Here is a 13,883-nt window from a genome sequence, read left to right as displayed (position 1 = left end):
GGATCAAAAACCTGCTCAAACTTGCGCCAAGTTGCCTGAAGTTGTCGAGATAAGGCTCAAGGCTGTTGTGCCTACCCCTCGCCCGGACGGCAGGGCGACGGGGAATCCCCTATGATCCACCGGCCGGTGCATGCTCACCGGCGCATTTTTTTGCCATGACAGCCAACACCCCCTCCGAATCCGCTTTGCCGCTCCAGTCTCCCGACGCGCTCGTGGAGTTGCGTGGCGTCACGTGCGGCTATGGGGACCGCGTTATTTTGTCGGACATTAATTTGGTGGTGCCGCGCGGCAAGCTGGTCGCCCTGATGGGAACCTCCGGTGGCGGCAAGACCACCGTGCTGCGCCTGATCGGTCGGCAATTGTCTCCCATCAAGGGCCACGTGCTGATCAATGGCGTGGACATCGGCACGCTGGACGCCGCCGGCCTGATGGCTGCGCGTCGCCGCATGGGCATGCTCTTCCAGTTTGGCGCCTTGTTCACCGACTTGTCGGTGTTTGAAAACGTGGCCTTTCCCTTGCGCGAGCACACCCGCCTGCCCGAGTCCATCGTCCGCGATCTGGTGCTGATGAAGCTCAACGCCGTGGGCCTGCGTGGCGCCCGCGACCTGATGCCCAGTGAAATCTCAGGCGGCATGTCCCGCCGCGTGGCCCTGGCGCGCGCCATGGCGCTGGACCCTGAGTTGATGCTCTACGACGAGCCTTTCGCTGGCTTGGACCCCATCTCGATGGGCGTGGCCGCGCGCCTGATCCGCGAATTGAACGACACCATGGGGCTGACCAGCGTGCTCGTGTCCCACGATGTCGACGAGTCTTTCCTGATCGCCGACCACGTGGTGCTGCTGGCCAATGGCCGCATTGCCGCGCAAGGCACCCCCGCTGAATTGCGGGCCAGCGACGACCCTCTGGTCAAGCAGTTCGTGACCGCCGCCCCGGATGGCCCGGTGCGCTTCCACCACCCTGCGGTGGACGCGGGCCAGGACTTCGGAGTTCGTGGATGATGAACGCCTGGTCTCCTGCCAATGTGGGCTACGCCTTGCGCGGCAAGATCGCCGATGTGGGCTATGCCGCGCGCCTGTTCTTGCGTTTGTTGGGCTCACTGCTGCCCACCTTGAGGCGCGGGCGCCTGCTGAGCGAGCAAATCCACTTCTTGGGCAACCATTCGCTCGCCATCATCACGGTCTCTGGTCTGTTCGTGGGTTTTGTGCTCAGCCTGCAGGGCTATTACATCCTGCAGCGCTACGGCTCCAGCGAGGCCTTGGGCCTCATGGTGGCCTTGTCGCTGGTTCGCGAGCTGGGCCCGGTGGTGGCCGCCTTGCTGTTCGCCGGTCGCGCTGGCACGTCGCTCACTGCTGGCATCGGTTTGATGAAGGCGGGCGAGCAACTGGCTGCCATGGAGATGATGGCGGTCGACCCCATCCAGCGGGTGCTGGCACCCCGATTCTGGGGCGGCGTCATCGCCATGCCCTTGCTGGCCGCCGTGTTCTCGGCCGTGGGTATTTTTGGCGGCTGGGTGGTCGGTGTGATCATGATCGGCGTCGATTCGGGGGCGTTCTGGTCCCAGATGCAGGGTGGCGTTGACGTCTGGTATGACGTGGGCAACGGCCTGATCAAGAGTGTGGTGTTTGGCCTGACGGTGACCTTCGTCGCCTTGTTGCAGGGTTTTGAATGCCAGCCCACGCCCGAAGGGGTGTCCCGGGCCACGACGCGCACCGTGGTGGTGGCTTCGTTGGCCGTGTTGGCGCTGGATTTTGTACTGACGGCCATGATGTTCTCGATCTGACCAGATCAACGAACGCGGCACGGAGAAATAGCAATGCAACGATCAAGATTTGACGTGTGGGTGGGTTTGTTCGTCCTGTTGGGCGCGGCGGCCATCTTGTTCCTGGCGCTTAAGGCCGGCAACCTGCTGACCTTGTCGTTTGACCCGACCTACGTGGTCACGGCCCGCTTTGACAACATCGGCGGCCTCAAGCCCAAAGCAGCCGTCAAAAGCGCTGGCGTGGTGATTGGCCGTGTGCAGGCCATCAAATTCGACGACAAGACCTTTCAGGCCAGTGTTGAAATCGCTTTGAACAAAGGCGTGAGCTTTCCCAAAGACAGCTCCGCCAAAATCCTCACAGCAGGTTTGTTGGGTGAGCAGTACATTGGCCTTGAGCCAGGCTACGAACAAATCAACCTGGCTCAAGGTGACGCCATCAAAACCACTCAATCGGCCATCGTGCTCGAAAACCTGATCAGTCAGTTTTTGTTCAGCAAGGCGGCGGACGGCGGTGGTGCCTCGGGAGATAAGAAGTGAATCCACGACCGGTTGAATGGGCTGCCCCCGTTCAGACTTCGACCTGGGCCAAAGGCTTGGGTGGCTTGCTCATCGTGTCAACCACCTTGCTGCAAGGTTGTGCCACCCGCCAGAATCCTGACCCGCTGGAGGTGATGAACCGCAAGGTCTTCTCTTTCAACCAGGCGCTGGACGACAACCTGCTCAAGCCTGTGGCCACCGGTTACAAGGCCGTGACGCCACAGCCTGTGCGCACGGCCATCAGCAACTTTGGCGGTAATTTCAAAGACCTGTGGTCGGCCATCAACCTGTTTCTGCAAGGGCATCCGGGTCAAGGCGCCACGCAGATCATGCGGGTCAGCGTCAACACCACCTTCGGTTTGGCTGGCTTGATTGACATGGCCACGCCCATGCGCCTGGAGCGCCAGAACGAGGACTTCGGGCAAACGCTGGGCGTCTGGGGCGTCAAGCCTGGCGCTTACATCGTCTGGCCCATTCTGGGGCCCTCGACCTTGCGGGATTCGGTGAGCATCCCGGGTGACCTGTACTTCAGCCCCCGCTTGGTGATCAACGATGACGAGGCCGCCATGGGTGTGTCCATCCTGCAGGTGATCAATGCCCGCGCCAGCGTCTTGGACGTCACCAATTTGCTGACCGACGTGGCCCTGGACCCGTATTCTTTCGTGCGTGATGCCTATTTGCAGCGTCGGCAGAGCCAGGTTTACAACGGCGAGCCGCCCGAAGAGGACGAGGAAGACTACGACAGCGAGCCTGCTGTCGACCCCGTGGCCCCGCAATCCAAGATTGATTCGGATGCCAAACATTGGCCTGATATCACCGTTGCAGAGTTACAAGGTCTGCGCGCGGACGAGTTCGTGCGTTAAGACTGCATGACCATCATCCTTAGGACGAAGATCTTGAACATTTCGAAGCTTTCCCCCTGCACGGTGCTGCGTTCCCTGGCGTTTGCCATGGCCTTGGCCGCAGCCAGTCCGGCTGTGCTGGCACAAGCCGCCATGGCGGCGTCTGCCGACGTCATGACCACGGCGGCCGCCCAGACGGCCGACCTGTTCGTCAAAAGCATCACCGCCGACCTGATCAACACCGTGCGCGGCGACAAGGCCATCCAGTCTGGTGATCTGCGCAAGGCGATTGCGGTGATCGAAGCCAAGGTGCTGCCCTACGTCAACTTTCAGCGCATGACGGCCTCCGCCGTGGGTCGCAACTGGCGCCAGGCCACGCCTGACCAGCAAAAGCGCCTGCAAGCGGAGTTCCGCACCTTGCTGACCTACACCTACGCCGGTGCCGTGGCCCAGATCAAGGACCAGGTGGTGGAGTTCAAGCCGGTGCGTTCGCGCCCGGAAGACACCGAGGTAATCGTGCGTTCCCTGGTGCGCGGCAAGGGGGATCCCGTGCAGATCGACTACCGCGTTGAAAAGGTTGGCGACGGCTGGAAGATCTACGATGTCAACGTTCTGGGGGCCTGGTTGGTGGAAACCTACCGCAGCAGCTTCGCCCAGGAAGTGTCAGCCTCCGGTGTGGATGGCCTGATCGGCAAATTGGCCGAGCGCAACAAGCAACTGGCCAGCAAGAAACCAGTGGGCTGATTGCCATGCTGATGTTGCCTGCTGTCTTGACCCACGCCCAAGTGGGGGCCACCTTGCGCTTGTTCCGCGAGACCCTGGACCGCGCGGCGGCCGCAGGCTCTGGTGAAGCGGCCATGCTGACCGTGGATGGCTCCACCCTGGAGCAATTCGACTCCAGTGCCTTGGCCGTGCTGCTGGAATGCCAGCGAATGGCCCGGGCCAAGGGCCGGGCATTCGCGGTGCAATCGTTGCCCAATAAGCTGCAGGAACTGGCGCGGCTTTATGGGGTGGATGCGCTGTTGCAATCGGTCTGATCGCTGGCGAAGGTTTTCAGCACTCTTCTTCGGCCCAGGCAAACCCGTCGCGGGCCACCAGCGCGCTGGCGGCTGGTGGGCCCCAGGTGCCCGCAGCATAGGGGCGCAATCCATTCGGGTTGGCGTCCCAGGCATCCAGGATGGGCTCGACCCACCGCCAGGCCTGTTCCTGCTCGTCCGAGCGCACGAACAGGTTCAAGCGGCCTGCCAGCGCATCCAGCAGCATGCGCTCGTAAGCACCCACGCGGTTGGTCGGAAACGCCTTGTCGAAGTCCAGGTCCAGCGACACGGGTGACAACGCCTCATGCTCAGCACCAGACGAGGTTCCCTTGGCCGCCAACAGTTGCAACTCCAGGCCGTCTTCGGGTTGCAGCTTGATCACCAGCTTGTTGGCCGCGTTGGGCCCCGGAAAAATGGGGTGGGGCGTGGGCTTGAAATTGACCACGATCTCGGCCTGGCGCTGGGCCAGGCGCTTGCCGGTGCGCAGGTAAAAGGGCACGCCCGCCCAACGCCAGTTCTGAATTTCGCAGCGCAGAGCCACGAAGGTTTCGGTGTGGCTGCCGGGGGGCACCTTGCTTTCTTCAACGTAGCCCACGGCGGCATGGCCTTCGACATTGCCGGCGCGGTACTGGCCGCGCACCACATCGCGGGCCACGGTGATGGCGTCAAAGGGTTTGAGCGAGCGCAGTACCTTGAGTTTTTCGTCGCGGATGGCGTCGGCGTGCGCGCTGGAGGGGGGCTCCATGGCGATCATGGTCAGCAACTGCAGCGCGTGGTTCTGGATCATGTCGCGCAGGGCGCCGGTGCGGTCGTAGAAGTCGCCGCGCGTGCCCACGCCAATGCTCTCGGCCAGGGTGATCTGGATGTTGGCGATGCTTTCGCGCCGCCACAACGGTTCAAACAGGATGTTGCCAAAGCGCAGGGCCATCAGGTTCTGCACCGAAGGCTTGCCCAGGTAGTGGTCAATGCGCAAGGCTTGCTGTTCAGAGAACACCGAGCGCACCACGCGGTTGATTTCCTGGGCGCTGGCCAGGTCGTGGCCCAGGGGTTTTTCAAGCACCACGCGCACGCGATCATGGTTCAGGCCGCAAGCCCCCAACTGTTCGCAAATGGACGGGAACAGGTGCGGACTGGTGGCCAGGTAGATGACCACGGTGTCGGCGCCTCGGGCACCCAGCCACTCCTTCAGACGCTGATAGTCCGTGGGCTGCGACAGGTCCATGCGCAGGTAGTGGATCAGCTCGGAGAAACGCGCGAACTCCTCTTCGCTGGGCCGCTTGGCACTCTCGGCCTCCTGCAGCCGATCCTTCAACCAGGCGCGGTAGTCGGCATCATCCCGGTCATCACGGGCCACGGCCAGGATGCGGCCATGGGCGGGCAGTTTGCCGTGTCGCCAGGCCTGGAACAAAGCGGGCATGAGCTTGCGCCAGGTCAGATCGCCGGTGCCGCCAAAAAAAACAAGGTCAAAAGACATGGGCTGAGGAGGGTGTAAAAAAGGGTTCGCAGCGGTTTGTCACGAAAAACCATTCAAAATCAAGCCCACGATAAAACAATTTGAGAGCAAGAGCTCACTTCATGGCTTCCCAACTCGATCTGCTCAAGCAATTCACCACAGTCGTGGCCGATACCGGCGACTTCAAGCAGTTGTCACAGTTCACGCCGCAAGATGCCACGACCAACCCGTCGCTCATCTTGAAGGCGGTGCAGAAGCCCGACTATGCGCCCTTGCTGGCCGACACCGTGGCAGCGCACCGGGGCGAGGCCCTGGACGCCATCGTGGACCAGGTGCTGGTGCGTTTCGGCTTGGAGATCCTCAAAGTCGTGCCGGGCCGTGTCTCCACCGAGGTGGATGCCCGCCTGAGCTTCGACACCCAGGGCACCTTGGCCCGGGCCCGCCGCATCATCGGTTGGTACGAGGCAGCCGGCATCCACCGCGACCGCGTGCTGATCAAGATCGCCTCGACCTGGGAGGGCATCCAGGCCGCCCGCGAGTTGGAGCGCGAAGGCATCCATTGCAACCTGACCTTGTTGTTCTCGTTCTGCCAGGCCCAGGCCTGTGGCGACGCGGGCGTGCAGCTGATCTCGCCCTTCGTGGGCCGTATCTACGACTGGTACAAGAAGACGGCGGGCAGCGCCTGGGACGAGGCCGCCAACGCGTGCCTGAATGACCCAGGCGTGAAGTCGGTGACGCGCATCCACGCTTACTACAAGCAGCAGGGCATCCGCACCGAGGTGATGGGCGCCAGCTTCCGTAACGTGGGCCAGATCCTGGCCCTGGCGGGCTGCGATCTGCTCACCATCAGCCCCGAGTTGCTGGCCCAGTTGCAGGCTGCTGATGCGTCCAGCCAGCCGGTGCGAAGGCAGCTGGGTGGGGCCTCCGACATCGGCAGCGCCGCGCCGGTGCCGCCATTGACCGAAGCCGCCTTCCGCTACGCCTTGAACGACGACGCCATGGGCACCGAGAAACTGGCCGAAGGCATCCGTTCGTTTGCCGTTGACTCGGCCAAGCTGGACGCGCTCATCGAAGCGCAGCGTTGATGGCCGAGGTGGTGGGCATGACATTTCCGCGCTGTGATCAAACGGTGGCCTGGCAGGCCTTGAAGGGGCATTTCGAGGCGCATGGGCGCGATCAGGATTTGCGCGATCTGTTCACCCAGGATCCTCAGCGCGCCGAACGGTTTGCTTTCGAAGCCGCCGGTGTCTTCGTGGATGCCTCGCGCGCGCATTGGGACGTCGCCACCACCCGCCATCTGCTGGACCTGGCCCGCGAATGCGGCATCGAGGCTCGGCGCGATGCCTTGTTGGCTGGCGAGCCCATCAACCAGACCGAAGGGCGCGAGGTGCTGCACACGGCCTTGCGGGCGCCGCGCGGCCAGGCGCCTCATAGCGAGCTGGTGCACCAAACCCTGGACCAGATGCTGGCCTATGTGGAGGGCATCCGCGCCACAGCAGGCAGCTTGGCTCGCGGTGACATCCATGACGTGGTCAACATCGGCATCGGTGGCTCCGACCTGGGGCCGCAAATGGTGGTGCCCGCGCTGGATCCCTTCGTGCACCCACGCCTGAATTTTCATTTCGTGTCCAACGTCGATGGCCACGATCTGGCAGCGGTGTTGCGCCGCGTGCTGCCCGAACACACGCTGTTCATCATCGCCTCCAAAACCTTCACCACCCAGGAGACCATGGCCAACGCGCAAGCCGCGCGCCAGTGGTTTCTGGACCAGGGTGGGCAGGACATCGCTCGCCATTTCGTGGCCACCACCACCAATGTGGAAGGCGCCGCCGCCTTTGGCATCACCACCACGTTTGGCTTTTGGGATTGGGTGGGCGGGCGATTCTCGATGTGGTCGTCGATTGGCTTGCCCATTGCACTGGCTTTGGGGCGCGATCATTTCAAGGCCTTGCTGTCGGGCGCCCATGCCATGGACCTGCATTTCGCGCAGGCGCCGCTTGAATCCAACCTGCCGGTGTGGCTGGGTTTGCTGGACGTCTGGTACCGCAACTTCAAGGGCTACACCAGCCATGGCATCGCGCCGTATCACCATGGCCTGAGGCGCTTGCCCGCTTACCTGCAGCAATTGCTGATGGAAAGCAATGGCAAGAGCGTGGACCAGGATGGCCAGCCTTTGCCTTACGCCACCAGTGACGTGGTGTGGGGCGAACCGGGCACCAATGGCCAGCATGCCTTCTTCCAGATGCTGCACCAGGGCTCCGATGTCATCCCGCTGGAGTTCATCCTGGTCAGGCAGGCCACGCACCGCGATGAAAAACAATGGTCTCCCGAGTTGCGCGCGCTGATGGCGCAACAGCACCAGGTTTTGCTGAGCAATGGCCTGGCGCAGGCGCAAGCCTTGATGTGGGGCAAGACCCAGCTTGAGGCTGCGCAGGAGACCGTGCCCACAGCCTCTAGCAGCGTGCCGCGCGATGTGCTGGCGCGCCACCGCACCTTCCCCGGCAACCGCCCCAGCCTGACCCTGGTGCTGGACCAGCTCACGCCCGAATCACTGGGCGCGCTGGTGGCGCTTTACGAGCACCGCACGTTTGTGAGCGGTGCGCTGTGGGGCATCAACTCCTTTGACCAATGGGGCGTGGAGCTGGGCAAGGCGCTGAGCAAGACCTTGTTGCCACGTTTGGCCACGGGCGATGTCACCGGGCTGGATGCCTCCACGGCGGCCCTCATCGGGCGCTTGCGGTGAGCCTCGTCGCGCCCTGCGAGGCCGTGGTGTTCGATTTTGGTGGGGTGGTCTTCAACTGGAGCCCGCCCGATCTGATCCTGTCGATGTGGCCGCACCTGGCCACCACCCGCGATGAGGCCCAGGCCCTGGCGTTGAGCATCTTCCAGTCATTCACCCCTGGCAGCGACTGGACAGAGTTTGACCGCGGTGCTTTGCAGCGGCCCGAGATTGAATTGCGTCTTGCCCACCGCACAGGGCTGGCGCACGGTGACTTGCACCGCCTGCTGGATGCCATCCCGATTCACCTGGCGCCCATCGCGGCCACGGTGGCCTGGATCGAGCGCCTGGCCAAGGCAGGCACGCGACTGCACTACCTGTCGAACATGCCGAGCCCGTTTGCCCAGCATCTGCTGCGCGAGCACGCGTTCCTGAAGCACTTTCGCGATGGCGTGTTTTCGTGTGATGTGGGTCAGATCAAACCTGAGCCCGCGATTTTTACCACGGCGGCGCAGCAGTTTGGCCTGGAGCCCAGCCGTTGCGTGTTCATTGATGACCACGGGGGCAATGTGGCGGTAGCCCAGCAACTGGGTTGGAACGCGGTTCAGTTCGTCGATGCCGCGCAATGCGAGCGCGACTTGATCAGGCTGGGCGCCTTGCCCAGCCACCATCAAGCGCTTTGAGCCTTCATCAGGCGGTTTCTTCTGCGCTCAAGGCCTTGCGCATTTTCTTCATCGCGGCCACTTCGATCTGACGAATGCGCTCGGCGCTGACGCCATAGTTGGCCGCCAGGTCGTGCAGCGTCATGCCGCCCGAGCCGTTGTCGTTGACCTTGAGCCAGCGCTCTTCAACGATGCGGCGGCTGCGGTCGTCCAGCTGGTTCAAGGCGTGCGTGATGCCGTCGCTGGCCAGCCAGTCACGGTGGTTGGCCTCGATGACGCGGGTGGGTTCGTTGGCGTCGTCCGACAGGTAGGCCATGGGGGCCGCAGGGCCCTCGTGGTCGTCGTCGGCCGGGGCTTCGAGCGCCACATCGCCACCCGACATGCGGGTCTCCATCTCGATGACGTCTTCGGGACGGACATCAAGGTCGTGCGCCACGCGCTGGATCTCGGATTCGCTGAAACCCATGCGGCCCACGTGGGCGTCGTCGGCGTCACCCTTGTACTGGTGCTTGAGCGAGCGCAGGTTGAAGAACAGCTTGCGCTGGGCCTTGGTGGTGGCCACCTTGACCATGCGCCAGTTTTTCAGGATGTATTCGTGGATTTCGGCCTTGATCCAGTGCATGGCGTAGCTGACCAAACGCACGCCCTGGTCGGGGTCGAAGCGCTTGACAGCCTTCATCAGGCCGACATTGCCTTCCTGGATCAGGTCGCCCTGGGGCAGGCCGTAGCCCACGTACTGGCGCGAAATCGACACCACCAGGCGAAGGTGGGACAGCACCAGGCGACCGGCGGCCTGAACATCGCCTTCCGAACGGAGTTTGCGCGCCAGAGCCTGCTCTTCTTCCACCTTGAGCATGGGAATGTCTTGCACGGCGCGGATGTAGGCATCCAGGTTGCCCAGCGAGGGAACCAGGGTCCAGGGATCACGGGTGGTCAAGGCGGTAGCGGCGGCAGTCATCGTTGGCGTCCTTTCGGAATCATCCTTTGCTTTGAAAGGAAATATTAGCACTCTATTGCTTTGAGTGCTAAGCCTTGAAAAGTTCCCCTGAAGGGACTTTCAAAATGTTTCAATGCGCGGAAACGCCAGGGCCGATTCAGCGGCAGAGTTTGCTATCTTGGCCACCCTGCAAGGAGAGTTCCCCATGTCCGAAGAGCGGATGCTTGAACACGCGCGGCCCGAGTTGGCCCAGGCGCGTGAAGACCTTCATAAATTCACAATGCGGGAATCCGTGGTGCGGTTTTACGCGCGCCATGACGCGAAATTGGACACTGCCGTTCAGGCATCGCCCCAAGCTTTGGCTTGTGAGGCAGGTTGCAGTTACTGCTGCCGCCAGTTCGAGGTCGTGGCCCACCCCTTCGAGGTGTTTGAGGTCCAGGCCTACGTGTCGAGGCACTTCACGGCGGAGCAGTTGCGCGGCACGATCGAGCGCGCCACCCGCAACGTGAATGAGCGCAAAGCCGCGACCGAGGCGGCCCGGCTCACCCTGAGGCCAACTTGTCCCTTCCTGGTTGATCACAGTTGTTCCGTCTACGCGGCGCGGCCCTCCGTGTGCCGCAACTACCATTCCACCGACAAGGACAACTGCCAGAAGTCGTTCGAGGATCCCTTCAACACCTGGCCCAACACCTACGCTCACGATGTTTTCCATGCCGCCATGGGCGGTGCGGCAGGCTTCAAAAAGGCGGTGGAGGAGCTGGGGCTGGACACCCGGACCTACCATTTGTCATCGGCCTTCCTGGAGGCCATGCGCAGCCCTGACAGTGCCAAGCGCTTTAACAGCGGCAAGCGCGCCTTTGTGAAAGCGACGTTTTCGGAGTTTGATTCCAGCGCGTCTTCTTGAAAGCGAGGGGGTAGGGCTTGCAGGGATACGGTTGGTGCTGTATAAATAAACAGTACCATGCTGCCCGACGACCGACTGATCGCCACGCCCTTCAAAGGGCGGGGCACCGCCACCCGCATCCTGCACCGCTTCCACCGAGAGGGGCGCGAGCGGGTTGATGACGGCTGGCCAACCGATGCCGATGAGGTGGATGCGGAAGCGTCGGCCGTGCAAACCCAGGTCACCCACGAGCATGCCAAAACCATCTTGACGCGCAATGATTCGCCAGACCTGCCTTTCACCTGGTCGATCAACCCCTACCGGGGCTGCGAGCATGGCTGCATCTACTGCTACGCGCGGCCCACCCACAGTTACCTGAACCTGTCGCCTGGTTTGGACTTTGAAACCCGCCTGGTGGCCAAGGTCAACGCGGCCGATTGCCTGCGGCGCGAGCTGGCCAAGGCGAGTTATCAGCCCAGCGCCATCAACCTGGGTTCGGCCACCGATTGTTATCAGCCGGTGGAGCGCGAGCTGGGCATCACCCGGTCCGTGTTGCAGGTGCTGACCGAGTGTGAGCACCCGTTCTCGATCGTGACCAAGTCCAGCGGGGTTGAGCGGGATCTGGACCTGATCGGCCTGGCGGCTCGGCGCAATCAGGCCTTGGTGCTGGTCAGCATCACCACGCTGGACCCGGTGCTGTGCCGCAAGCTTGAGCCCCGCGCGGCGGCCCCTCATCGGCGCTTGCTGACCGTCCGGCGCCTGGCCGAGGCGGGGGTGCCAGTCGGGGTCAATGTCGCGCCCATCATCCCCTTCTTGAATGAACCCGAGATCGAGCAGGTGATCAAGGCCGCGGCCGAGGCTGGGGCCGGGTCCATCCATTACACCGTGGTCCGCTTGCCCTGGGAGGTCAACCCCTTGTTCCAGGAATGGCTGCAGCACCATGTGCCCGAGCGCGCTGATCGCATCATGGCGCGCATCCGCGACCTGCGGGGTGGCAAGGACTACGACGCCAACTTTGCCCACCGCATGCGGGGCCATGGCCTGTGGGCCGAATTGATCGCGCAGCGTGTGAGCAAGGCGGCCGCGCGGCATGGCTTGTCGCGTCGGCCCGCGCTTGAGTTGGACGTCAGCCGATTCCAACGCCCGCAGGCATCGTTTGCGCAGGCCTCAGACCGGCAGGGCACCTTGTTCTGACCATTGGCATGGACAGGTCGGGTTATAAAGATCGCACCGTCACTTCATCGAGCACGCCATGGGCAACAACGGCAAAGGCAAGGACAAAGACAAAGACCCCGAGTCGGACGACCGTGTGGGCAAGCAGCAGTACAGCGACTTGCTGGCGCCTTTGCAAGTGGAGCTCAACAACCTGGCGCGCTGGGTGCAGCACCATCAAAAGCGGGTGCTGATCTTGTTCGAGGGCCGGGACACGGCGGGCAAGGGCGGCGTCATCAACGCCATCAGCGAAACGCTCAACCCGCGCATGTGCCATGTGGTGGCCTTGAGCAAACCCACCGAGACCGAGCAAGCGCAGTGGTATTTTCAGCGCCATGTGGCGCATTTGCCGGCGGGCGGCAACATCGTGCTGATGGACCGCAGCTGGTACAACCGCGCCGGGGTCGAGAAAGTGATGGGCTACAGCAGCGATGAGCAGGTCCAGCGCTTCCTGAAGCAGGCGCCCGCGTTTGAAAAGCTACTGGTGGACGATGGCATCCTGCTCTTCAAGTACTGGCTCACGGTGGACCAGGCAGAGCAGGAGCAACGCATGGCGGAGCGCTTGAACGACCCGCTCAAGCGTTGGAAGTTGTCGCCCATCGATCTGGAAGCTCGCCTGAAATACAAAGAGTACGGGCAGGCCCGAGACGCCATGCTGGAGGCCACGCACACCAAACATGCACCCTGGACATTGGTTGATTTCAACGACCAGCGCCGGGGGCGCTTGACCTTGATCCGCCACCTGTTGGACCAGTTGCCCGACTGCCAGGTGCCTGAGGCTCAGCTGGCGTTTCCGCCTTTGTCTGGCAAACCTGCCAAAGAGAAGTTTGACGGGCCGGTCAAGCCCATTCCCTTGGCTAATCTTGATTAGGCAAACAAGGTCTGACCCACCAGCGCGTGGTCGTTGACGGTGCGTACTCGGCCGTAGGCTTCTTCGGCCTGCGGGTATTGGCGGCGCAGAAAATTCAGCCATTGCTTGAGCCGACCGGCCCGGTGACGCGGTTCGACGCGGGGCTGGATCAGTTGCCAGAACGCCTCGATCAGTGGCACCAACTCTGACCAGGCGATGCCGGGGTGGCCTGGGGTGGCAATGCTCAGCGCCAACCCGGGATTGACCACCATGCCTCGCCCCAGCATCAAGGCCTGGCACCCCGAGGCTTGCTGGCAACGGCGGGCGTCGTCCACGTTCCAGATCTCGCCATTGGCCACCACGGGGATGTTCACGGCCAGGCGGATGTCGTTCACGCGGTCCCAGTAGGCGGGGGGGCGGTAGGCATCGGCGCGGGTGCGGGCATGCACGACCAGTTCTTCTGCGCCACCACTGGCCAGGGCCTGCGCGCATTCGACCGCCATGGAATCGTCGAGGTAGCCCAGGCGCATCTTGGCCGACACGGGCATGTCGGCCGGCACGGCGCGGCGCACGGCGGACACGATGGCATTCAACAACTCAGGGTCGACCAGCAAGGCCGCGCCACCGCCATGGCGGTTGACGACCTTGGCCGGGCAGCCGAAGTTCAGGTCAATGCCGGCCGGGCCCAGGGTCGCAAGGAGGGCGGCGTTCTCGGCCATGCAGTTGGGGTCGGAGCCCAGCAGTTGCGCGCGCACCGGCACGCCAGCGTACGTGCGCCCACCATGGAGCAGTTCCGGCACGATGCGGGTGAAGACACGCTCGGGCAGCAACTGGTCGGTGATGCGGATGAACTCGGACACGCAGCGGTCGATGCCGCCAACGCGGGTCAGGATGTCGCGCAGCGGGAAATCCAGGAGGCCTTCCATGGGCGCGAGCAGGATGGTCATGAACAATTCAGGGAGGGAGGAGCCGGGGGCGTAGTGTACGGAGCT

At 63.0% G+C, this 13,883-nt stretch carries 15 protein-coding genes; 12 read left to right on the top strand and 3 right to left on the bottom strand.

Going from position 1 to position 13,883, the window contains the following annotated elements:
- Nucleotides 1–155 precede the first annotated feature (155 nt).
- Genes PSV38_RS10930 through PSV38_RS10905 form a run of 6 tightly spaced genes read left to right on the top strand, consistent with a single transcriptional unit; the run spans nt 156 to nt 4,175 of the window.
- Complete coding sequence (locus tag PSV38_RS10930) at nt 156–998, top strand: ABC transporter ATP-binding protein (RefSeq protein WP_300547331.1); 843 nt, start codon at nt 156–158, stop codon at nt 996–998.
- Nucleotides 998–1,780 carry a lipid asymmetry maintenance ABC transporter permease subunit MlaE gene (gene mlaE, locus PSV38_RS10925; protein WP_300547329.1) on the top strand — a complete coding sequence of 261 codons (783 nt, stop codon included), beginning with the start codon at nt 998–1,000 and terminating at the stop codon, nt 1,778–1,780. Before PSV38_RS10930 ends, mlaE begins: the two co-directional genes overlap by 1 nt.
- Nucleotides 1,781–1,813: 33 nt before the next feature.
- Nucleotides 1,814–2,296 (top strand): outer membrane lipid asymmetry maintenance protein MlaD, encoded by a 483-nt coding sequence (gene mlaD, locus PSV38_RS10920; protein ID WP_300547327.1) that lies wholly within the window; start codon nt 1,814–1,816, stop codon nt 2,294–2,296.
- Nucleotides 2,293–3,159 (top strand): VacJ family lipoprotein, encoded by an 867-nt coding sequence (locus PSV38_RS10915; RefSeq protein WP_300547325.1) that lies wholly within the window; start codon nt 2,293–2,295, stop codon nt 3,157–3,159. Before mlaD ends, PSV38_RS10915 begins: the two co-directional genes overlap by 4 nt.
- Before the next feature lie 33 nt (nt 3,160–3,192).
- A complete protein-coding gene (locus tag PSV38_RS10910) occupies nt 3,193–3,882 on the top strand; it encodes an ABC transporter substrate-binding protein (protein WP_366526654.1) in 690 nt (229 codons plus the stop codon).
- A 5-nt stretch (nt 3,883–3,887) separates the two neighbouring features.
- A complete protein-coding gene (locus PSV38_RS10905) occupies nt 3,888–4,175 on the top strand; it encodes an STAS domain-containing protein (RefSeq protein WP_300547324.1) in 288 nt (95 codons plus the stop codon).
- A 16-nt stretch (nt 4,176–4,191) separates the two neighbouring features.
- Here PSV38_RS10905 and zwf read toward each other — a convergent pair whose 3' ends face one another.
- A complete protein-coding gene (gene zwf, locus PSV38_RS10900; protein WP_300547322.1) occupies nt 4,192–5,649 on the bottom strand; it encodes a glucose-6-phosphate dehydrogenase in 1,458 nt (485 codons plus the stop codon).
- 101 nt (nt 5,650–5,750) lie between these two features.
- On the opposite strand from zwf, the gene tal reads away from it, so the two are divergent.
- Genes tal through PSV38_RS10885 form a run of 3 tightly spaced genes read left to right on the top strand, consistent with a single transcriptional unit; the run spans nt 5,751 to nt 9,030 of the window.
- The gene (tal, locus tag PSV38_RS10895; protein WP_300547321.1) at nt 5,751–6,713 is read left to right on the top strand and encodes a transaldolase; all 963 of its coding nucleotides are present in this window, start codon (nt 5,751–5,753) and stop codon (nt 6,711–6,713) included.
- A gap of 17 nt (nt 6,714–6,730) precedes the next feature.
- The gene (gene pgi, locus PSV38_RS10890) at nt 6,731–8,371 is read left to right on the top strand and encodes a glucose-6-phosphate isomerase (RefSeq protein ID WP_300547320.1); all 1,641 of its coding nucleotides are present in this window, start codon (nt 6,731–6,733) and stop codon (nt 8,369–8,371) included.
- Entirely contained in the window at nt 8,368–9,030 is a 663-nt protein-coding gene (locus tag PSV38_RS10885) for an HAD family phosphatase (RefSeq protein WP_300547319.1), read from the top strand. The genes pgi and PSV38_RS10885 overlap by 4 nt, the downstream gene beginning before the upstream one ends.
- Before the next feature lie 7 nt (nt 9,031–9,037).
- Here the strand turns inward: PSV38_RS10885 and rpoH are convergent, their stop codons facing one another.
- The gene (gene rpoH / locus PSV38_RS10880; RefSeq protein WP_300547318.1) at nt 9,038–9,967 is read right to left on the bottom strand and encodes an RNA polymerase sigma factor RpoH; all 930 of its coding nucleotides are present in this window, start codon (nt 9,965–9,967) and stop codon (nt 9,038–9,040) included.
- A gap of 184 nt (nt 9,968–10,151) precedes the next feature.
- Here rpoH and PSV38_RS10875 point away from each other — a divergent pair, with 184 nt between their 5' ends.
- From PSV38_RS10875 to ppk2, 3 genes are read left to right on the top strand one after another with little or no spacing between them, the layout of a single operon-like run.
- Nucleotides 10,152–10,850: a YkgJ family cysteine cluster protein gene (locus tag PSV38_RS10875; RefSeq protein WP_300547316.1), complete on the top strand. Its 699-nt coding sequence runs from the start codon at nt 10,152–10,154 to the stop codon at nt 10,848–10,850.
- Nucleotides 10,851–10,907: 57 nt separating this feature from the next.
- Nucleotides 10,908–12,023, top strand: a complete 1,116-nt coding sequence (locus PSV38_RS10870; RefSeq protein ID WP_300547314.1) for a PA0069 family radical SAM protein — start codon at nt 10,908–10,910, stop codon at nt 12,021–12,023.
- A 58-nt stretch (nt 12,024–12,081) separates the two neighbouring features.
- Complete coding sequence (ppk2, locus tag PSV38_RS10865; protein WP_300547313.1) at nt 12,082–12,912, top strand: polyphosphate kinase 2; 831 nt, start codon at nt 12,082–12,084, stop codon at nt 12,910–12,912.
- On the opposite strand, the gene PSV38_RS10860 is transcribed toward ppk2, so the two are convergent.
- On the bottom strand, nt 12,909–13,838 hold the full coding sequence (locus PSV38_RS10860; protein WP_300547311.1) for a tRNA-dihydrouridine synthase: 930 nt from the start codon (nt 13,836–13,838) through the stop codon (nt 12,909–12,911). The two genes, ppk2 and PSV38_RS10860, sit on opposite strands and share 4 nt — an antisense overlap.
- Nucleotides 13,839–13,883 lie beyond the last annotated feature (45 nt).

Source organism: Aquabacterium sp. (assembly GCF_029946005.1).
Lineage (GTDB): Bacteria > Pseudomonadota > Gammaproteobacteria > Burkholderiales > Burkholderiaceae_C > Aquabacterium.
This window is presented reverse-complemented; position numbering and strand designations above follow the sequence as displayed.

Coding starts and splice junctions, on each gene's coding strand:
- PSV38_RS10930 (WP_300547331.1), top strand. CDS start 156: ATGACAGCCAACACCCCCTCCGAATCCGCTTTGCCGCTCCAGTCTCCC.
- mlaE (WP_300547329.1), top strand. CDS start 998: ATGAACGCCTGGTCTCCTGCCAATGTGGGCTACGCCTTGCGCGGCAAG.
- mlaD (WP_300547327.1), top strand. CDS start 1,814: ATGCAACGATCAAGATTTGACGTGTGGGTGGGTTTGTTCGTCCTGTTG.
- PSV38_RS10905 (WP_300547324.1), top strand. CDS start 3,888: ATGCTGATGTTGCCTGCTGTCTTGACCCACGCCCAAGTGGGGGCCACC.
- zwf (WP_300547322.1), bottom strand. CDS start 5,649: ATGTCTTTTGACCTTGTTTTTTTTGGCGGCACCGGCGATCTGACCTGG.
- tal (WP_300547321.1), top strand. CDS start 5,751: ATGGCTTCCCAACTCGATCTGCTCAAGCAATTCACCACAGTCGTGGCC.
- pgi (WP_300547320.1), top strand. CDS start 6,731: ATGACATTTCCGCGCTGTGATCAAACGGTGGCCTGGCAGGCCTTGAAG.
- rpoH (WP_300547318.1), bottom strand. CDS start 9,967: ATGACTGCCGCCGCTACCGCCTTGACCACCCGTGATCCCTGGACCCTG.
- PSV38_RS10875 (WP_300547316.1), top strand. CDS start 10,152: ATGTCCGAAGAGCGGATGCTTGAACACGCGCGGCCCGAGTTGGCCCAG.
- PSV38_RS10870 (WP_300547314.1), top strand. CDS start 10,908: ATGCTGCCCGACGACCGACTGATCGCCACGCCCTTCAAAGGGCGGGGC.
- ppk2 (WP_300547313.1), top strand. CDS start 12,082: ATGGGCAACAACGGCAAAGGCAAGGACAAAGACAAAGACCCCGAGTCG.
- PSV38_RS10860 (WP_300547311.1), bottom strand. CDS start 13,838: ATGACCATCCTGCTCGCGCCCATGGAAGGCCTCCTGGATTTCCCGCTG.